Source organism: Vibrio sp. 10N.286.48.B8, assembly GCF_003050085.1.
Lineage (GTDB): Bacteria > Pseudomonadota > Gammaproteobacteria > Enterobacterales > Vibrionaceae > Vibrio > Vibrio crassostreae.
The window spans coordinates 20,515-40,870 of record NZ_PIGD01000021.1 but is presented as its reverse complement, the minus strand read 5'-3'; the positions used below and the strand labels follow the sequence as shown (position 1 = coordinate 40,870).

Below are 20,356 nucleotides of genomic sequence, written 5' to 3'. Positions count from 1 at the left end.
TATTTATTACCTTATCTTTCTACTAGGCCAAGCGTATGACGCAAAAGTGGACCTTTAAGTGGTGGAAGGTTATCAATTACGGCTAACCCAAGATTTCGCCCAATACGAGCGGTCAAAAAATCGTTTGAGAACAGATGAACTAGGCTTGAAGTCAACGTAATCGTCGTGTCTCTGTCTTGTTCTCTGCGCTTTCTAAAGTTAACAAGACCTGTGTAACGACCTACATCATCCAATTGAGTACATAATTCTTCCGCCAAGGAAGCCACATCACGAATGCCAAGATTAAAACCTTGCCCCGCAATAGGGTGAAGTGTTTGAGCAGCATTGCCAACAATGGCAAATCGATGAGAGATATTTTGCTGTCGGTGGCGAAGAATCAGTGGGTAGCTCGCACGCTTGCCGGCTTTCTCTAGTCGGCCAAGTCGCCAACCGAAGTCATTCTGTAACTGCTCAAGAAATTCGTTGTCGTTTAAGGCCACCACTTTTTGTGCTTGTTCCGGTGACAAACACCAAACTAGCGATAAACGGTTGTCGCTCATCGGTAACAGAGCAACTGGCCCATGATGAGTAAAACGCTCAAAGGCTCGACCTTGATGGGGCTCACTAGTAACAATATTGGCAATCACAGCGACTTGTTCAAAGTCATGCTCACTCAATGAGATATTGAGTTGCTGACAACAAGTTGAGATTGCACCGTCAGCAGCAACCAATAACTTAGTCGTGACGGTTTGCCCACTTGTCAGCTCAATCGTCGTTAACGATTCATCACGTTCAACGGTTCTAACAGACTCAGGGCAAAGCATCGTAATTGCAGCTTCTGATTCTAATTTCTGCTGATAGATCCGACCAACATCCGCCAACTCCACCACGTAGCCAAGCGCATCAACAGCAAGATCTTCACTGTAGATGTCTGTCATCCCAGCATGACCTCGATCTGATACATGAATATCTTTGATCGGGGTTGCAACGGGAGCGATAGATTGCCACAACTGCAAAGAATCGAGGATCTGCACTGTGCCATAAGACAAAGCAATCGAACGAGAATCAAAGCCTGGGTGAGCTTGATGATCAACCTGATAAGGCTCTACTACCGCGATCGATAGAGAACCTTGACTGAGGTGATTCAGAGCAAGGGCTAAGGTCGCCCCCGCCATTGCGCCACCAGCAATTACAACATCATACTGAGCCATTATAACCTCAAACCGACAAGCGGATTAATGAATGGTTGGAGCTGCATCTTCAGATGGGCGAGCACCGAATTCAGCATGAATCGTTAGTGCACACGCTTTTACGTGTTCAATAACGTGCTCTAGAAGCTGCGCTTGCTCTTCCATATCATCGTCTTCGTCAATGCCTAGCTTTGCCATCTCTTCAAGATCAGCTAATGCTTCTTTGGTACCGTCAGACGCTTTATTCAATTGAGCGCCAACCAAGCCTAAACCAGAAATAAAGTGGTTAATCCAATCTGACACACCATCAGCCAAATCAAACAAGCTTGCGCTTGCGTCTTCATCAGGCAGCAACATGGACAGTTCCATGCCTGAACCTGTGATTTCGCTGGTCGTCACCTTTAATGTCGCTTCCGCTAACGTTAATGCGCGATCTGGCCACCCCATGCCTTCATTGGTGTAATCAAAGATAAGTGGTTGCCAGCTTTTATCTGCTAGGTTTAAGCCTCCGCTCAACATACCCGTTAATAAACCATGCATCTCAGCAGGGTTTACGGCTAGGCTTGCCGATTGAAGTTCAGTCGCAACCGTTAGGTAGTCAGGTAAAGTAGTTTCGCTCATCAGATAGCTCGCTCAGTTATTCTTTATATCGATAGTATAATCGTACCACTTCACCCCAATTCTGGTAAGCGTCGATCCTGAGCAATTGAAGGATGACTGACTACCAATTGTTCAATTTGCTGAATTACTGTGTGCTCAAGCTCTCATTTACAAACAGTCACTCTGAAAAGCTTGAATCTTAATAGCGGTTTACCTATAGTTTCTCCCTCAGAGGAGATTGCTTCCTCATCGGTACTTGCACTTTTTCTTTCTCAAAAAATGATAAAGAGCAACAGCCTTAAATAGTGCGTTAAAGAGTTCATCCATCATGAGTAATCAAGCGGTAGACGTTGAAATATTAGGAAAACTGACTCGAGTGAATTGTCCCCCAGGGCAAGAAGAGTCATTGATTGCAGCGGCGGCCGATCTTGATAATCGATTGAAAGAGATGGCTGAACGTACTAAGGTAACCAATGAAGTGAAGCTGCTAACAATCGCAGCTCTGAATATTTGTTATGAGCTACAAACCAAGAAGTTTGAAGCAAACGACGAACAAAACGCACTGACCGAGCGAATGGAACAGCTCACGACATCACTTTCAGATGTCCTCAGTAAAGTTAAGCACGGACAGCAATAGCGTACACAAAATTTACCCTGGAGTGTTTGTCAGAGGATTCACGTCCCCGAGCCGATAAGCAATCCCTAAGGGTTAGTACTTGAGTGCTATTGAGCATGCTCGGTCCGCCGAGAAGCCTACGGTAATCATTGCTGATCCGCCTTGAACTCGCTGGTTCAAGGGCCATCTATTCTCAACGGCACTTTGGGGTATCCCTTCTTATGAAGACGCTCACACGCAGCGAATTTCGCAAACAGATCCGCATCAAACGTAACTCCCTATCTAGCGAACAACAAACTCAATCCGGGATAGACTTAGTTAAGCAGTGTGCTCAGCTTGATGAAATTCAGTCGGCTCAACATATCGCCCTCTATATTTCCATTGATGGCGAACTCGATACCCAGCCTTTAATTGAATGGTTATGGGCGCAAGGTAAGCAAACTTATTTACCAGTATTGCACCCCTTCTCGGCCGGACATCTGCTGTTTCTGCACTACTCGCCAAGCACACCGACGGTTTTGAATAAGTACGGAATCGTTGAACCTCAGCTCAATCAATTACTCGTCAAACCATGCCAACAACTCGATCTAATTCTCACACCATTGGTGGGCTTTGACTCTCAGGGGCATCGCTTAGGCATGGGCGGTGGATATTACGATCGCACCTTGGCTCGATGGTTCGAGACGGGCAATGGCGCAACACCTATTGGCCTTGCTCACGATTGCCAACATGTCGATCGTTTACCAATTGAAGGTTGGGACATTCCGTTACCTAAAATCGTGACTCCGAGTAAAACTTGGCAATGGGAAAACAACCATTAAAGCGCTATAATCGCGCCGCAAACGTTAACCTCGATATCCAAAAGTTACCCCGATATCTAAACGTTAACTTCATCATTACGCAAACGATTAATTCAAAGCGCAAGACCTTATTCAGGAGAATGGCATGACTCAAGATGAAATGAAAAAAGCAGCGGGCTGGGCAGCACTTCAATATGTTGAAGAAGGCAGCATTGTAGGTGTAGGTACTGGCTCAACAGTAAATCACTTCATCGACGCGCTTGGCACAATGAAAGACAAAATCAAGGGTGCGGTTTCAAGCTCTGTAGCCTCTACTGAAAAACTAGAAGCGCTAGAAATCAAAGTATTCGAATGCAACGACGTATTCAAGCTAGACATCTATGTTGATGGCGCTGACGAGATTAACGGTTCTCGCGATATGATCAAAGGCGGCGGCGCTGCTTTGACTCGTGAAAAAATCGTAGCAGCTATCTCTGATAAGTTTATTTGTATCGTTGATGGTACCAAAGCAGTTGATGTGTTGGGTAAATTCCCACTGCCTGTTGAAGTTATCCCAATGGCACGCTCATACGTTGCTCGTGAATTAGTAAAACTTGGTGGTGACCCAGTTTACCGCGAAGGCTGCACAACCGATAACGGCAACGTGATCCTAGATGTGTACGGCATGGCGATCGAAAACCCAAAACAGCTAGAAGATATCATCAATGGTATCGCTGGCGTGGTAACGGTTGGTCTGTTCGCTCACCGTGGTGCTGATGTAGTTATCACTGGCACGCCTGAAGGTGCAAAAATCGAAGAATAAATAATAGAAGATTGAGTTTTTCTGTTACTTCATTACAGACGGTGCCCTAGGGCGCCGTTTTTTTGCTTTATTGCTGTAAAATTATGTCTTATTCCGTAATTTTCTTACCCAAAACATTTTTTTTTTGTTACTTTATTGTTCAGAAGACGCACAGGGAAAACGTTTGTCTCCTAACAAAGTGGTGAATTTGTTCCCCTTTCAGCCATTTTGTAGCACGTGCGCCGCATTTGCCCAACCTTTCCATTTTAAGGACGAGAACAATGGCCAAAGTTTCACTGGAAAAAGAAAAAATAAAAATTCTACTTCTAGAAGGTCTTCACCCTTCTTCTGTAGAAGTACTGCAAGCCGCTGGTTACACAAATATTGAGTACCACAAAGGCTCACTACCTGAAGATGAACTTCTTGAAGCAGTTAAAGATGCTCATTTCATTGGTATCCGTTCTCGCACCAACATCTCCCAAGAAGTTATTGATGCGGCTGAAAAGCTGGTTGCAGTCGGTTGTTTCTGTATTGGTACTAACCAAGTCAACCTTCAAGCAGCAGCAAAGCGCGGTATCCCTGTTTTCAATGCACCGTTCTCAAACACTCGAAGTGTTGCTGAACTCGTTCTAGGTCAGGTTCTATTACTGCTTCGCGGTATCCCAGAGAAAAATGCTCTTGCTCACCGTGGTATCTGGAAAAAGAGTGCAGACAACTCTTACGAAGCTCGTGGTAAGCGTTTAGGTATTATTGGCTACGGTCACATCGGTACTCAGCTGGGTATTATTGCTGAAAACCTTGGTATGCGTGTTTACTTTTACGATATCGAAAACAAGCTGTCTCTAGGTAATGCCACTCAAGTTCATACTATGACCGAGTTGCTGAATAAGTGTGACGTGATCTCTTTACACGTACCTGAAACCAATGAAACTAAAGACATGATGGGTAAAGAAGAGTTCGAGCGCATGAAGCCTGGCTCTATCTTTATCAATGCAGCTCGTGGCACGGTAGTTGACATCCCTGCTCTGTGTGGCGCTCTGGATTCTGGTCACCTTTCTGGTGCGGCTATTGATGTTTTCCCAACAGAACCAAAAACCAATGCAGACCCGTTTGAGTCTCCATTAATGCAGTTCGATAACGTGATTCTAACGCCTCATGTGGGTGGTTCAACTCAAGAAGCACAAGAGAACATCGGAGTTGAAGTTGCTGGTAAACTAGCGAAATACTCTGATAACGGCTCTACGCTATCAAGTGTTAACTTCCCAGAGGTATCACTGCCATTGCATACGGGCACATCTCGCTTGCTACACATTCACGAAAACCGCCCAGGTATCCTAACTCAGATCAACACCATCTTCGCTGAAGAAGGCATCAACATCGCGGGTCAGTACCTACAGACTGCGGCTGATATGGGTTATGTAGTTATCGATGTAGAAGCGGATCGTTCAGAAGAAGCACTGCTTAAACTGAAAGAGATCGAAGGCACAATCCGTGCTCGTCTTCTTCACTAATCATCGAGTTAGACCATAAGTAAAAACAGAAAGGCTCTCGCAATGAGAGCCTTTTTAGTATTTGGCCTATCGTAGGTAATTAGATCACCATGATCCAAAACCTTCTATAACGCTGCTGTTACTCTTCGATCTGATAGATCACATTGACACGATCACGAATGGTGATCGTTGAGTCTTCATAAGAGTTCGATTCTGTTCTTGCATCCATCGCCATTGAACGCATTAGCACAGGCTGAGAAGATTGTGCATTGTAATCAACACGCCAAACATCACCTAGCTCACGCTCAAAACCACTCGCTAATGATTTAGCTTTTGATGTCGCATCTTTGATCGCTTCTAAGCGTGCTTGCTCTTGATACTTAGCTTGGTCACGAACTTGCAGCTGGATGTTATCGATCTGGTTAATACCCTGTCCTATTGCAATATCCATGTACTCATTGAGATTAGCGAGCTCATTCACTTGAACGCTCACATTACGTGAAGCGCGGTAGCCAACCAATTCTGGTTTGCCATCTTTTGGATAATGGTACTGAGGAGATAGGTACAGATTAGAGCTGTGTACGCTCGCCTCATCTACGCCGGCTTGGTGTAGCTTATTTAGAAAGCCCGTTACCACTTTATCAACAGTACTTTTAGCCTGTTCAGCCGTCATCGTTGACTCTACCACTCTCACTGAGAATGTCGCCATATCAGGTGTCGCGATAACTTCACCATAACCTGTTGTTGAAATATGCGGAAAGGATGGAGAGTCAGCCAGTGATGGAAAGCTCACAGCACTCAACGCAGCAGTAAGAGTAAGAGACGTTGCTAACATCTTTGGTACAAACTTCATTAGGTAGACCTATGCTAAACAAATGTCCTTCCATCATAGAGTAATTTATCGTTTAGCCAATCCTGATTGTGCACATCTAACAGAACTTTGACGCTGAAAAAACCAACAACTTACTGAGGTAAATGATTATGAGCAAAACTTAATATCGCTTGGGATACCTCTTTTAGCACCCCGCTCTCAAGCTGCCAATGGTGCCAATAGATGCGATAAGACAGCAGAAAGCCAGGGGTAATATCAATCAAAGCACCAGACTCTAGTTCCTCGATAATCTGCAATCGAGGAATCAAGCAATAGGCAACACCCGATAATGCCAAGCGCACAAACGCTTCTGAACTGCCGACCGTATGATTGATCACACTGTCTCTCGGTACGTTAAAATGATCATGCAGAAATTTCTTATGCAGATCATCGTATTGATCATAGGAAACCGCAGGTGCTTTGCTTAAGGTGGCGTAGTTTACGCCCTCTGAAAAGTAACGCTGATGAAAATCAGGACTCGCCACACACACATAGTCCATACGACCGAGGTAGTCAGCACTGCATCCAGGAATCGCTTGGGGCTCTAAACTGATCGCACCGGCAACCTCACCGCTTTTTATTTTTTCAATGGTTCTAGACTCACCATGAATCGCGAGGTTCAACTCGACTTGACGAGACTTCATCACATCCGACAGTGCAGGTAACAACCATGTCGCCAAACTATCAGCGTTGGTGGCTATGGATATCGATAGTGGTTGAGTACCCTCTTCATTCATTAACTCAGGCACAAGCTCGTGCTCTAACAAGCGAACACGACGATACAAACCCAACAGCTTTTTTCCTGCTGGTGTAGGCCTTGGTGGGTTTTCTCTCACAAGCGCTGGCTGGGCTAACCACTTTTCTAGCTGTTTGATACGTTGGGACACCGCTGATTGGGAGATGTATAACTGCTCAGCGGCCCTCTCAAAGCTACGTTGTTTCACAACGGCATCCAGTGCTTCAATCCATTTATAATCCAATCCACGCATCAATTTGCTTCCTTTTTAAGCTAACCCGATACCACATTAGCAACTCTAATAATGGATTAAAATCATTAATTATACTTATTTAAAGGGTCGGAGTATCTTCGCCACATAGCACGTAAATGTCGTTAATTAAGTGGAGGTTAAAATGAGTTTTTGGGTTTTATTACAAGGTTTTGGTCTAGGGGCAAGTATGATAATCCCGATAGGCGCACAAAATGCGTACGTCCTAAATCAAGGCATAAAACGCAATCATCATTTAACGACTGCAACGATTTGCAGCCTGCTCGATACCCTGTTTATCTCATTGGGTATTTTTGGTGGCGGAGCAATTCTGTCTCAAAATGAATTGCTGCTTACCTCAGTGACATTGGGCGGTATCGCTTTTCTAACGGTATATGGTTTGCTATCACTGCGCAGTGCATTCAAAACGCGCACTAGTGATGAATCAAAAAGTGAGGTATTGGCTCGTGGAAAGCGCACCGTTATTTTGGGTGCATTAGCGGTAACAGTATTAAACCCACACCTCTATTTGGATACCGTGGTGATTCTAGGATCCATTGGCGGGCAGTTTGAAGGCAACGACAGAATTGCGTTTGCGATGGGGACTATCTTAGCTTCATTCGTGTGGTTTTATTCCTTATCATTAGGCGCAGCAAAGCTAGGTCCAACGCTATCGAAACCTAAAGTTAAGAAAGGCATCGATATCGCAGTAGCAACCATGATGTTCGCTATTGCACTTGTGCTCGCCAATGGACTGGTTGAGCAATACTGGTAAGCAATTAAAGAACAAAGACTGTCGACCAAGCCAAAGATGACATCAGTAACTCATTAATATAATGAGTTACGCTAGAATGACTCGAATTTTACTGTTAAGTTCACTCAGCGCAGCTTCAAGGCTTGGTTCCGGTTGGCTCAAGTGATTTATCAAGGTCATGAAATAGCTATCCATAATCAATGGCATTTTTTCAGAAATAGATGCATCGACATTAACAGTCTGAAAGAGTGCCTGATCAAAGGTACGGTAATAGTCTAGATCCCAAATGACCTCTTTGAGTAACGCTCGACTTAACTCAACATTATCAAAATAATAGCTGTAGTAGTGTCCAATTAGCAAGATACCGATATCCACAGCACGTTTATCTTGCTCAGCCGCTAACACCTCCTGACCAATCTTTTCCAACTGTGATAGCATTCCTTCTCGAAGAATAGTCAGCTTGGTTTCAAAATGACTAAACACCGTGCCATCTGCCACACCCGCGTGGCGAGCGATCTGTCGAGTTGTGGTGTTGTCATAACCATTTTCCCCAAACAACTCCCAAGCAGACGCTAAGATCTTCTGTTTCGTTATCTCTCTCTTACTCACGAAAATACATCCTTCTCTAATCAAGCTTGATCATACTCTTAGTGCTCTAATTTGACAAATTGAGCGCGCTCAATTATAAAATGAGCGCGCTCAATTTAACTTTGGAGATACGGACATGATGAATATATTAAACCGACTGGGACAAGTGCTGATTTTTCTGCCCACGATCTTTTGCTTCTCTTATCTACTTCGACCGCTACTGATGATGATTCTGATTCCTGGCGGTTTATGTTTATTGGCTATTTTGGGAGGACAAGAAGTAAGAAAGCCCTTATATGCGATGTTAAAAACATCGTTGTGGCCGACGTCGAGTAGAACACGAAATAGGGATATACAAAGAAAAGAAGCTAAGCAGTAACAACAACTAACGAGTAAAAGGAATGATATTGAAGACAACAAAAAAGGCGGATAACCTAAGTTATCCGCCTTTTTATTCAACTTGTCGAAGCTTTATTAGCCCTCAACTTTGTTCATGTGAACATCCATTTGTGGGAATGGAATTTCGATACCTTCTTTATCCAAGCCTTCTTTGATTGCTTGCATCAGGTCGAAGTAAACATTCCAGTACTCTGCGGTGCTAACCCATGGGCGAACCACGAAGTTAACAGAAGAGTCAGCAAGTGTGTGAACACCCACTTGAACGCCTGGTTCTTTCAACACGCGCTCGTCAGATTCACAGATCTTAGTCAGAAGTTCTTTGGTCTTTTGTAGATCAGCACCGTAAGAAACACCGATCATTAGGTCGATACGACGTGTGTCATGACGAGAGTAGTTAGTAATTGGGCTACCAATAACGCTACCGTTTGGTACCACTACCATTTTGTTATCTGGCGTTGTTAGAACCGTTTGGAAGATCTGAATTGAATCCACTGAACCTGCTACACCACCAATTTCCACATAGTCACCAGACTTAAATGGACGGAATGCAACGATAAGTACACCAGCAGCAAAGTTAGATAGTGAGCCTTGTAATGCAAGACCAACGGCTAAACCAGCCGCACCAATAACAGCAACTACAGATGCCGTTTGAACACCTAATCGACCTAGTGCAGCAATTAAAACAATAACAAACAATAGGTAGCGAACTAAGCCGTGAATAAATTCCACAACCGCTCGGTCCATTTTCTTCTTCTGAAGAACCTTAGACACGCTATTCGCTACTGCTTTAACAATAAGGTTACCAATAAATAGAATTATCAGTGCTGAAATGATATTTACGCCATATTGGATAAATAAATCTGAATTATTTGTTAACCACTGCTCTGCTTGAGACAAACCATCCACAAGTGGAGTCTCAACCGCTGTCGAACTCTCAGCCATAATGTGCATCCTCTATATAATATGCTATGGGCTAAACTGCCTTAAGCCTAATTTACTCTACAATATAATAAACAGTTTAATGACCGTTAAGTCATTGTGTTCAAAGTAAATTTAAGCCAAGTCCTTTTTATAAACTGAACCAAGTTCAGTTTTTCGGCACGATATCCTATCTTTGACAGATTGCAAAGTCATATTTATGTAAGCTTTTGAATTATTGAAACTTACCAATAAATACAAATACCGATAACTCAATCCTAGGAAATTTATTCACCACACGCTAGGTTTTTCACATATTTAATACAAGTTTTTATCAGACATAAAAAAACCCGCTCAATGAGCGGGTTTTTAAAACTTAAAGAGTACTTAATTCAAAGAATTATAGTACGTCGATAGCGTTAAGGTCAGCAAATGCTTTCTCAAGACGAGTAACCATTGAAGCTTGACCAGCACGTAGCCATACGCGTGGATCGTAGAACTTCTTGTTTGGTTGGTCTTCGCCTTTAGGGTTACCGATTTGACCTTGTAGGTAATCGAAGTTTTCAGCAGAGTAAGTACGGATACCATCCCAAGTTGCCCACTGTGTATCAGTATCGATGTTCATTTTAATAACACCGTAGCCGATAGACTCTTGGATTTCTGCTTCAGAAGAACCAGAACCACCGTGGAATACGAAGTTTAGAGCGTTAGGTGCAATACCGAACTTCTCTGCACAGTATGCTTGAGAGTCACGTAGGATAGTTGGAGTAAGTACAACGTTACCAGCTTGGTAAACACCGTGTACGTTACCGAAAGAAGCCGCGATAGTGAAACGAGGGCTAACTGCGTTTAGGATTTCGTAAGCGTAAGCTACATCTTCAGGAGAAGTGTAAAGCTCAGATGCGTCCATATCAGAGTTATCAACGCCATCTTCTTCACCACCAGTACAACCTAGTTCGATTTCTAGAGTCATGTTCATTTTAGCCATGCGCTCTAGGTACTTAGCACATGTTTCGATGTTCTCTTCTAGAGACTCTTCAGAAAGATCGATCATGTGAGAAGAGAAAAGAGGCTTACCAGTTTGTGCGAAGAACTCTTCACCAGCGTCTAGTAGACCGTCGATCCATGGAAGAAGTTTCTTAGCAGCGTGGTCAGTGTGCAGGATAACTGGAACACCGTAAGACTCAGCAACAGCGTGTACGTATTTTGCACCAGCAACAGCGCCAAGGATTTGTGCGCCTTGACCTTCAAGTTTAACGCCTTTACCAGCGAAGAAACCAGCACCGCCGTTAGAGAACTGAACAACAACAGGAGCTTTAACTTTAGCAGCTGCTTCTAGAACACCGTTGATTGAATCAGTGTTAACAACGTTTACAGCAGGAAGTGCAAACTTGTTCTCTTTTGCGATTTCAAATACTTTCTGTACGTCATCGCCAGAAATTACACCAGGTTTTACAAAATCGAAGATCTTAGACATGGAAATAGTCCTATTTATTCTATCGTTTTAAGATTAAAAAACTTAAGTTCAAAAACTTGCAATCGTTTGCTCACAACTTATGTCATTCTAGCAAAAAAGTGTGATATGCAGCAAACGTTAAAAGGCGAGATTCACATCTCGCCTTTCTAAATCAATTATGCTTTAGCACGCTCTTCAAGCATTGCTACTGCAGGAAGTACTTTACCTTCAACGAATTCAAGGAAAGCGCCACCGCCAGTAGAGATGTAAGAAACGTCAGCTTTGATACCGAACTTGTCGATAGCTGCTAGCGTGTCACCACCACCTGCTACAGAGAAGCCTGCAGACTCAGCGATTGCTTTAGAGATACCAGCTGTACCCGCTTCGAAGTTTTTGAATTCGAATACGCCTACAGGGCCGTTCCAAAGGATAGTTTTAGCGTTGCCGATGATTTCAGCTAGTGCCGCAGTTGAATCTGGACCAAGGTCGAAGATCATGTCGTCGTCTTGAACTTCAGAAACGTGCTTGATTTCAGCTTCTGCGTTTTCGTCGAATGCTTTAGCACATGCAACGTCAGTCGCTACTGGGATAGCACACTCTTTCATTAGTTTTTGAGCCGTTTCAACTAGGTCAGCTTCGTATAGAGACTTACCTACGTTGTGGCCTTCAGCAGCGATGAATGTGTTCGCGATACCACCACCAACAACAAGCTGGTCAGCAATTTTAGAAAGAGATTCTAGAACTGTTAGTTTAGTAGAAACCTTAGAACCACCAACGATAGCCACTAGTGGGCGAGCTGGGTTGTCCATTGCTTTACCAAGCGCTTCAAGCTCAGCAGCTAGAAGAGGGCCAGCACATGCTACAGGAGCGTAAGTACCAACACCGTGTGTAGAAGCTTGAGCACGGTGAGCTGTACCGAATGCATCCATTACGAAGATGTCACATAGTGCAGCGTATTGCTTAGAAAGCGCTTCTTCGTTCTTCTTTTCGCCTTTGTTAAAGCGAACGTTTTCAAGAACAACAAGTTCACCAGCGTTTAGCTCTAGGCCGTTTACGTAATCTTTAGCTAGTTTAACTTCGCAGTCTAGTGCGTCGTTTAGGTAGTTAACTACAGGAGCTAGAGAGAACTCTTCGTTGTATTCGCCTTCAGTAGGACGACCAAGGTGAGAAGTAACCATTACCTTTGCGCCAGCTTCTAGGCAAAGTTTGATAGTTGGTAGAGATGCAAGGATACGTGCATCTGAAGTTACTTTACCGTCTTTTACTGGTACGTTTAGGTCAGCACGGATAAATACGCGTTTACCTGCAAGTTCCAGGTCAGTCATCTTGATCACAGACATGATTTGTCCTCTCAAATTTAAATAAATATAAAGTTTTGGAAACTCAGCAACCCTGCTAAGCCTATAAATTATTCAACTGGTAATTCTTTCACTACCAATAATATGTGGACTCTTAGTATTTATTTCAAGCTAAAAAATAAATAATCCGCACATTTGCTTCTAGGTCTTACTTCTTGCCTTCAGAAGCTTGCATTGCAAGAACCGTATCTAGCATTCGGTTCGCAAAGCCCCATTCATTGTCACACCACACTAGCATTTTAACTAAGTGGCCGTTGCTCACTCGAGTTTGTGAACCATCAACGATTGCGCTATGGGGATCGTGATTAAAGTCGATGGAAACGAGCGGCGCTTCAGTATAGTCAACTATATTGTGTAATGTACACTGGGATGCATTAACAATGGTTTGATTTACGTCATTAACTTTCACATTTGCATTAATTGTGACACTTAAATCCATCGCTGTTACGTTTACCGTCGGCACACGCACAGATATAGCTTCAAATTTGTTGGAAAATTTCGGGAAGATTCTTTCAATACCTTTATGCAACTTGGTATCGACAGGAATGATCGATTGGCTTGCCGCTCGAGTACGACGCAAATCGCTGTGGTACGCATCGATAACTTGTTGATCATTCATTGAAGAGTGAATAGTCGTAATAGTACCGGACTCAATGCCAAAGGCGTCATCAAGAACCTTAATGATAGGGACAATACAGTTGGTGGTGCATGAGCCATTGGAAACGATTCGGTGGTCCGCTTCAATGGTATCGTGATTCACACCATAGATAATGGTGTTATCGAGGTCATTGGCACCAGGGTGAGAAAACAGTACCTTTTTTGCCCCAGCAGCAATGTGCGCTAGGCCGTCATCTCGGCAACCATAAACTCCGGTACAGTCGAGAACAATATCCACTTCTAGGTCACGCCAAGGCAACAGCTCAATATCAGCAAGATGTAAGATACGAATGGTATCGAACTCACCTTTATCTTCCGCACCAATGCCGTGATGGACATAGATGTGCTCTTGATCGTTGGAGATTTTCTTGCCGAAGCGGCCGTGACTAGTGTCGTATTGCAATAGATGAGCCATAGCGTCAGGCTGAGCAAGCTCATTAACAGCTACTACTTTGATTTGTTGGCTTTTGCCACTTTCATAGACAGCGCGTAATACATTACGCCCTATTCTTCCAAATCCGTTTATCGCGACTTTTAGCATAGTTCCGTACATCTAACCAAAATTTCGTGCAACAGATGATAACTGAATCCTACCCAAAAGGCATTACTTGAATAACGCCGTTTAGTTAAGACAGGTTAATCTGTTGCTTGTAGAGATAAGCCTAGAAGAAACAAATCCCAGATACAAAAAACCGAGCTCAGCGCTCGGTTTTTTCCTTCATTTAACTGTTAGCACAAGGCCATCAGTCAATGATTAAGCAAGAAGCTCTTTCGCTGTGTTTACTACGTTTTCAGTAGTGAAACCGAACATCTTGAATAGCTCACCTGCTGGTGCAGATTCGCCGAACGTTGTCATACCGATGATCTTGCCACCGAAGCCAACGTATTTGTACCAGAAGTCAGCGATGCCAGCTTCTACTGCGATACGCGCTGTAACGTCAGATGGAAGTACAGACTCACGGTATTCAGCGTCTTGCTTGTCGAACGCGTCAGTTGCAGGCATAGATACTACGCGTACTGCTTTACCTTCAGCGGTTAGTTGTGCAGCAGCTTCAACTGCAAGCTCAACTTCAGAACCAGTTGCAATGATGATTAGCTCTGGCTTGCCTTCACAATCTTTCAGGATGTAACCACCCTTAGCGATGTTAGCAACTTGCTCAGCATTACGATCTTGTTGTGCAAGGTTTTGACGAGAGAAGATTAGAGATGAAGGACCATCTTTACGCTCAATAGCCAGTTTCCAAGCAACAGCAGACTCAACTTGGTCACATGGACGCCATGTGCTCATGTTTGGAGTCAGACGTAGAGAAGCGATCTGCTCAACCGGTTGGTGAGTAGGGCCATCTTCGCCTAAGCCGATAGAATCGTGCGTGTAAACTTGGATGTTCTGAACTTTCATCAGAGCAGCCATACGCATTGCGTTACGCGCGTATTCCATGAACATTAGGAACGTTGCGCCGTATGGCACGAAACCACCGTGCAGAGCGATACCGTTCATGATAGCCGTCATACCGAATTCACGTACACCGTAATGGATGTAGTTACCAGAGAAGTCAGTTGCTTCAAGAGACTTAGAACCAGACCACATAGTCAGGTTAGAAGGCGCAAGGTCAGCAGAGCCGCCCATGAATTCTGGAAGCATTTGACCAAACGCTTCTAGTGCGTTTTGAGATGCTTTACGTGAAGCGATGTTTGCTGGGTTAGCTTGAAGATCAGCAATGATTGCGTTTGCTTTCTCTTCCCACTCAGCGGGTAGCTCGCCGTTAGTACGACGTTTGAATTCAGCTGCTAGCTCTGGGTAAGCCGCTGCGTATGCGTCAAACTTCGCGTTCCACGCTGCTTCTTTCGCTGCGCCTGCTTCTTTCGCATTCCACTCAGCTGCGATATCTGCTGGGATTTCGAAAGGACCGTGTTCCCAACCCAATGCTGCTTTAGTTGCTGTGATTTCATCAGCACCTAGTGGAGCACCGTGACAGTCATGCGTACCCGCTTTGTTTGGAGAACCAAAACCGATGATAGTTTTAGTACAGATAAGCGTAGGACGAGGATCCGCTTTAGCCGCTTCAATCGCTGCGTTGATAGCGTCAGAGTCGTGACCATCTACTGCTGGGATTACGTGCCAGCCGTATGCTTCAAAACGCTTAGGTGTATCGTCAGAGAACCAACCTTCAACTTCACCATCGATAGAGATGCCGTTGTCATCCCAGAAAGCAACCAGCTTACCAAGACCTAGCGTACCTGCTAGAGAACATGCTTCGTGAGAGATACCTTCCATCAGACAGCCATCACCCATGAATGCATAAGTGTAGTGGTCTACGATGTCGTGGCCTTCTTTGTTGAACTGTGCCGCCAGTGCTTTCTCAGCCATTGCCATACCAACAGCGTTAGTGATGCCTTGACCTAGAGGACCAGTCGTTGTTTCGATACCAGGAGCGTAACCGTACTCAGGGTGACCTGGAGTCTTAGAGTGCAGTTGACGGAAGTTTTTCAGGTCTTCAATTGAAAGCTCGTAACCTGCAAGGTGAAGCAGAGAATAAATCAACATTGAACCATGGCCGTTAGACAGAATAAAACGGTCGCGGTCAGCCCATTCTGGGTTTGCTGGGTTGTGGTTCAAGTGGCCACGCCAAAGAACCTCAGCGATGTCAGCCATGCCCATAGGTGCGCCTGGGTGGCCTGAATTTGCTTGTTGAACACCGTCCATGCTAAGTGCGCGGATTGCATTGGCTAGATCTTTACGAGAAGGCATGTCTGCTCCTGGATACATAAGCGATTTAAAAAAGAGATAATTGCTAAAGTTTTCATTTTTATTAGCGCGGGTATTCTCTCAAACGACTATTGCGACTGCAAACGTTTTACTGGCATTTTAACGGTCATTTTTCGCAATTTTCGAACATTTACATCACTTAGCAGTGGCTTATCTCGATCGATACGCAAACGATTAGTTATGACATATCATAAAAAAGAGCTTGTAATTCGACCGCTGGAATTTAGAATAGCCGTCTAGATGTAGAAACACCTACAAAATATACTGTATTTAATGGCGGCGCTTCCTAGCTTGCGACGCCATAAACTATTTACACCAAAAACTTAAAAGTGGAGCTCTCATGGCTAAGCACCTATTCACTTCTGAATCTGTTTCAGAAGGTCATCCAGATAAAATTGCAGACCAAATCTCTGATGCTGTTCTTGATGCCATCTTGGAACAAGATCCAAAAGCACGTGTTGCTTGTGAGACTTACGTTAAAACCGGCATGGTTATGGTTGGCGGTGAAGTGACAACGTCTGCATGGGTTGATATCGAAGAAATCACTCGTGAAACAGTACGTGAAATTGGTTACGTTCATTCTGATATGGGCTTTGACGCTGACTCTTGTGCTGTTCTAAACACAATTGGTAAGCAGTCTCCAGACATCAACCAAGGTGTTGATAAAGAAGACCCTAAAGAGCAAGGCGCAGGCGACCAAGGTATCATGTTTGGTTACGCGACTAACGAAACTCCTATCCTAATGCCAGCTCCAATTACTTACTCTCACCTTCTTGTTAAGAAGCAAGCTGAAGTACGTAAGAGCGGCAAACTTGACTTCCTTCGCCCAGATGCGAAATCTCAAGTTACGTTCCAATACGACCAAGGTAAGATCGTTGGTATCGATGCTGTTGTTCTTTCTACTCAACACTGTGATTCAGTAACAACGCCTGACCTACGCGAAGCAGTAATGGAAGAAATCATCAAGCCAGTACTTCCTGCTGAGTGGATCAACAAAGATACTAACTTCTTCATCAACCCAACAGGCCGTTTCGTAATCGGTGGCCCAATGGGTGACTGTGGTTTAACTGGTCGTAAGATCATCGTTGATACCTACGGCGGCGCAGCTCGTCACGGTGGCGGTGCATTCTCAGGTAAAGATCCATCAAAAGTTGACCGTTCTGCAGCTTACGCGGCTCGTTACGTTGCGAAAAACATCGTTGCTGCTGGCATGGCTGATCGTTGTGAGATTCAACTGTCTTACGCTATTGGTGTTGCTGATCCAACATCTATCATGGTTGAAACGTTCGGTACTGAGAAAGTAGCGCACGAAATCATCATTGAAGCAGTTCGTCAAAACTTCGACCTACGTCCATACGGCCTTCAAGAGATGCTGAACCTTCTTCAGCCTATCTACAAGCAAACTGCTGCATACGGCCACTTCGGTCGTGAAGAGTTCCCTTGGGAAGCGACTGACAAAGCAGCAATCCTTGCGGACTTCGCTGGCCTAAAATAATTTAGCCACTGCGATTTGTTTCTTTAAAGCCCTTACTGCTTAGTAAGGGCTTTATTTTTATGTACTTATCGAACTTTCACTCACAATACCCTTCTCCAACGCCCTTCTTTACCGTTAACCACTTAGTATAAAAAGCCGCTGATAATTTGTGTTTTCTAGCACTACTGACAATAGTTAAGGTAACTCCTAGGCGATCAAGCTCACATTTAACTTAAATTAATTCAGTCTGATAACGCTCGTTAAATGCACGCTAGAACAATAACTGGGATGACAAAGAGCAATTTAGCTCAAACACCATAACTCTCACACAAGCCATATCGATGAGCCTTATGGAATTATAACTAGGACGTTATTTAACTAGGGGGATCTATGCCTCGTACCGCGCACCCATCCGAACTGAACGATAAAAAACACAAGGTCAGCGATAAGGATTACGCTCGCACCATTCCTTGCAACCAAATCAGTATTTCCGCACCCTTTCATTGGTTGTCGCTTGCTCTGCATGACTTAGTAAGAATGCCATTAATCAGCGCATTTTACGGATTGTGCTTTATGGGAGCAGCAATTGCGATTGTTCAACTTGTCCAATGGCAAGGAACACACTTAGTCGTGATGCCAAGCCTGATCGTGTACATGCTGATAGGGCCGTTTCTTGCCCTAGGCTTGTATGACGCAGCTTGGGAAAGAGAAAAAGGCCATAACGCCAGCCTACTCCACTCAATGAAAGCCATCACTCGCAACTCCACCCACCAATGGGCCTTTGCGATTGTGTTGATGGTTGCGATGATATTCTGGATGCGTATCGCTGCGTTATTGCACGCGCTCTACCCTTCAGTGCAAGGCGCACCATTGGCTGAGTTCGCTCCCTTCTTAATTACGGGTTCTGTGATTGGTTTTGTTATCGCAAGCCTCATATTTAGCATCTCAGCATTTTCAATTCCGTTAATGATGGAGAGACGCGTTGATGTGATGAGCGCAATTTTCACTAGCTTTAATGCCGTGAAATCGAACATTCCTGCAATGGTGGTTTGGGCAAGTATTATTTGTGCCGGTATTCTGGTGGGTTTTGCCACCTACGGCATCGGAATGATCGTCACCATGCCGCTACTTGGTTATGGTACATGGCACGCTTATCACGAGATCATTAAGAAAAAACATCACGTGTAAAGCATCGCTAGATCAAAAAGCAATGTTATGATGAGGCCTTGGCTTAAACGCTGAGGTCTTTTATTTGGAGTTAACAACGTTTGTCTTACACCCCGCAACAACATCGAGCAAATAAGAAATTGGCCGAGTGCCTAGCTATCGCAAATCAACATTTCTCTCGTGAATTTCCACACCCAACTATCACCTTCAAGTTAAGAGGTAAAGCAGCGGGAAAGGCCTACCTTCAGCTCAACGAAATTAAGCTCAACCACGTACTATTTTCTGAAAATGAAGACGCCTTCATCAACGAAGTTGTGCCGCATGAGCTAGCACACCTAATCACGCATCAGGTTTTCGGACGTGTTAGGCCTCACGGAAACGAGTGGAAATACGTGATGGAAAAGGTATTCAACGTTCCAGCCAAAACAACTCACAGCTTTGAAATAGCTTCAGTTCAAGGGAAAACCTTTGAATATCGATGTGAGTGCACCACTTACCCATTATCAATCAGACGACACAATAAAGTGCTTCGAAATCAATCGACCTATCGCTGCCAGCTGTGCTATCAAACCTTATCCTTCACAGGCACACAGCTCAGCTAAAGTCCTAGACTCGCACCTATTCGATTTGGTAACCCCATCCTTTTTATTTCAGAAAGCAACACTCGATTAAGTTGATGATAGAAATGTAATGGAGAAACTCATCCTTTGAGTGCTAGACTGATGTTTATCATACTTTTATCAGTCTTTTTCTATGCAAAAACTCACCATCAAAGCATTTGGCCTACCTGTGTCTTTTTACTTATCAATAGTATTTGGCCTACTGGTAACCCAAAGCGTTTTCGCCGCACCACTGAGCTCATTCTCCAAAGCAAAAAGAGAAGCGGTGAAGATTTATCTCGACCACCCGACTTCATTTTATTGTGGTTGTGACATTACATGGAAGGACAAAAAGAAAGGGATTCCCGACCTTGACGGCTGTGGTTATCAAGTCCGAAAACAACAAAAGCGAGCGAGTCGAATTGAGTGGGAACACGTGGTTCCAGCTTGGCAATTCGGCCACCAGCGTCAGTGCTGGCAAGATGGCGGGCGCAAGAACTGCACTCGCAATGACAAAGTATTCAAGTCCATGGAAGCCGATCTCCACAACCTAACGCCAGCTATCGGTGAAGTAAATGGTGACCGTTCGAACTACAACTTCAGCCAGTGGAATGGAATGGATGGCGTGAGCTATGGTCAGTGCGAAATGCAGGTCAACTTCAAGCAGCGTAAGGTGATGCCGCCAGACAGAGCAAAAGGCTCTATCGCGCGTACCTACCTTTACATGAGCCAAGAGTATGGCTTCAAGCTATCTAAGCAGCAAACCAACCTGATGATGGCGTGGAACAAGCAATTTCCTGTCGACAAGTGGGAATGTACTCGGGATGAGCGAATCTATGCCATCCAAGGAAATCACAACCCATTTGTTTACCCTGCTTGTAAATAACGTCACTCGTACAATCAACA

At 44.3% G+C, this 20,356-nt stretch carries 19 protein-coding genes and 1 other RNA gene; 10 read left to right on the top strand and 10 right to left on the bottom strand.

Features of this window, described 5'->3' with window-relative positions; all coding sequences use genetic code 11:
• Window positions 1–11: 11 nt before the first annotated feature.
• Complete coding sequence (ubiH, locus tag CWO08_RS19770; protein ID WP_108020960.1) at window positions 12–1,190, bottom strand: 2-octaprenyl-6-methoxyphenyl hydroxylase; 1,179 nt, start codon at window positions 1,188–1,190, stop codon at window positions 12–14.
• Window positions 1,191–1,214: 24 nt separating this feature from the next.
• Window positions 1,215–1,790 carry a YecA family protein gene (locus CWO08_RS19765; protein ID WP_004735367.1) on the bottom strand — a complete coding sequence of 192 codons (576 nt, stop codon included), beginning with the start codon at window positions 1,788–1,790 and terminating at the stop codon, window positions 1,215–1,217.
• Window positions 1,791–2,097: 307 nt separating this feature from the next.
• Between CWO08_RS19765 and zapA the strand changes: the two genes are divergently transcribed.
• The 5 genes from zapA (at window position 2,098) to serA (ending at window position 5,477) form a co-directional block, all read left to right on the top strand.
• Entirely contained in the window at window positions 2,098–2,406 is a 309-nt protein-coding gene (gene zapA / locus CWO08_RS19760) for a cell division protein ZapA (protein WP_004735366.1), read from the top strand.
• A gap of 11 nt (window positions 2,407–2,417) precedes the next feature.
• A non-coding RNA gene (gene ssrS / locus CWO08_RS19755) (6S RNA) lies at window positions 2,418–2,600 on the top strand.
• Window positions 2,601–2,606: 6 nt separating this feature from the next.
• Entirely contained in the window at window positions 2,607–3,206 is a 600-nt protein-coding gene (locus tag CWO08_RS19750; RefSeq protein WP_108020959.1) for a 5-formyltetrahydrofolate cyclo-ligase, read from the top strand.
• 124 nt (window positions 3,207–3,330) lie between these two features.
• The gene (rpiA, locus tag CWO08_RS19745; RefSeq protein WP_009847664.1) at window positions 3,331–3,987 is read left to right on the top strand and encodes a ribose-5-phosphate isomerase RpiA; all 657 of its coding nucleotides are present in this window, start codon (window positions 3,331–3,333) and stop codon (window positions 3,985–3,987) included.
• Window positions 3,988–4,247: 260 nt separating this feature from the next.
• A complete protein-coding gene (serA, locus tag CWO08_RS19740; protein ID WP_017097288.1) occupies window positions 4,248–5,477 on the top strand; it encodes a phosphoglycerate dehydrogenase in 1,230 nt (409 codons plus the stop codon).
• Between the two features lie 118 nt (window positions 5,478–5,595).
• Here serA and CWO08_RS19735 read toward each other — a convergent pair whose 3' ends face one another.
• Window positions 5,596–6,309, bottom strand: coding sequence for an oxidative stress defense protein (locus CWO08_RS19735; protein WP_009847667.1), 714 nt, complete (start codon window positions 6,307–6,309; stop codon window positions 5,596–5,598).
• A 110-nt stretch (window positions 6,310–6,419) separates the two neighbouring features.
• A complete protein-coding gene (locus tag CWO08_RS19730; protein ID WP_009847668.1) occupies window positions 6,420–7,316 on the bottom strand; it encodes a LysR family transcriptional regulator ArgP in 897 nt (298 codons plus the stop codon).
• Between the two features lie 142 nt (window positions 7,317–7,458).
• Here CWO08_RS19730 and CWO08_RS19725 point away from each other — a divergent pair, with 142 nt between their 5' ends.
• On the top strand, window positions 7,459–8,088 hold the full coding sequence (locus CWO08_RS19725; protein WP_108020958.1) for a LysE/ArgO family amino acid transporter: 630 nt from the start codon (window positions 7,459–7,461) through the stop codon (window positions 8,086–8,088).
• Between the two features lie 66 nt (window positions 8,089–8,154).
• Here the strand turns inward: CWO08_RS19725 and CWO08_RS19720 are convergent, their stop codons facing one another.
• From CWO08_RS19720 to tkt, 6 genes are all read right to left on the bottom strand, one after another.
• Window positions 8,155–8,676, bottom strand: a complete 522-nt coding sequence (locus CWO08_RS19720) for a TetR/AcrR family transcriptional regulator (protein ID WP_108020957.1) — start codon at window positions 8,674–8,676, stop codon at window positions 8,155–8,157.
• A 453-nt stretch (window positions 8,677–9,129) separates the two neighbouring features.
• The gene (gene mscS, locus CWO08_RS19710; protein WP_102431282.1) at window positions 9,130–9,996 is read right to left on the bottom strand and encodes a small-conductance mechanosensitive channel MscS; all 867 of its coding nucleotides are present in this window, start codon (window positions 9,994–9,996) and stop codon (window positions 9,130–9,132) included.
• A gap of 376 nt (window positions 9,997–10,372) precedes the next feature.
• Complete coding sequence (gene fbaA, locus CWO08_RS19705) at window positions 10,373–11,449, bottom strand: class II fructose-bisphosphate aldolase (protein ID WP_060982706.1); 1,077 nt, start codon at window positions 11,447–11,449, stop codon at window positions 10,373–10,375.
• 155 nt (window positions 11,450–11,604) lie between these two features.
• Window positions 11,605–12,768 carry a phosphoglycerate kinase gene (locus CWO08_RS19700; protein WP_017059064.1) on the bottom strand — a complete coding sequence of 388 codons (1,164 nt, stop codon included), beginning with the start codon at window positions 12,766–12,768 and terminating at the stop codon, window positions 11,605–11,607.
• 166 nt (window positions 12,769–12,934) lie between these two features.
• Window positions 12,935–13,984, bottom strand: coding sequence for an erythrose-4-phosphate dehydrogenase (epd, locus tag CWO08_RS19695; RefSeq protein WP_065675480.1), 1,050 nt, complete (start codon window positions 13,982–13,984; stop codon window positions 12,935–12,937).
• 213 nt (window positions 13,985–14,197) lie between these two features.
• Complete coding sequence (gene tkt, locus CWO08_RS19690; protein ID WP_048605833.1) at window positions 14,198–16,192, bottom strand: transketolase; 1,995 nt, start codon at window positions 16,190–16,192, stop codon at window positions 14,198–14,200.
• 358 nt (window positions 16,193–16,550) lie between these two features.
• Here tkt and metK point away from each other — a divergent pair, with 358 nt between their 5' ends.
• The 4 genes from metK to CWO08_RS19670 all read left to right on the top strand — a co-directional run bounded on the left by metK (window position 16,551) and on the right by CWO08_RS19670 (window position 20,336).
• Window positions 16,551–17,705 (top strand): methionine adenosyltransferase, encoded by a 1,155-nt coding sequence (metK, locus tag CWO08_RS19685; protein WP_017062234.1) that lies wholly within the window; start codon window positions 16,551–16,553, stop codon window positions 17,703–17,705.
• Between the two features lie 369 nt (window positions 17,706–18,074).
• A complete protein-coding gene (locus tag CWO08_RS19680) occupies window positions 18,075–18,872 on the top strand; it encodes a DUF2189 domain-containing protein (RefSeq protein WP_017067802.1) in 798 nt (265 codons plus the stop codon).
• 80 nt (window positions 18,873–18,952) lie between these two features.
• Window positions 18,953–19,453 (top strand): SprT family zinc-dependent metalloprotease, encoded by a 501-nt coding sequence (locus tag CWO08_RS19675; RefSeq protein WP_102321473.1) that lies wholly within the window; start codon window positions 18,953–18,955, stop codon window positions 19,451–19,453.
• 151 nt (window positions 19,454–19,604) lie between these two features.
• Complete coding sequence (locus tag CWO08_RS19670; RefSeq protein WP_102321472.1) at window positions 19,605–20,336, top strand: endonuclease; 732 nt, start codon at window positions 19,605–19,607, stop codon at window positions 20,334–20,336.
• Window positions 20,337–20,356 lie beyond the last annotated feature (20 nt).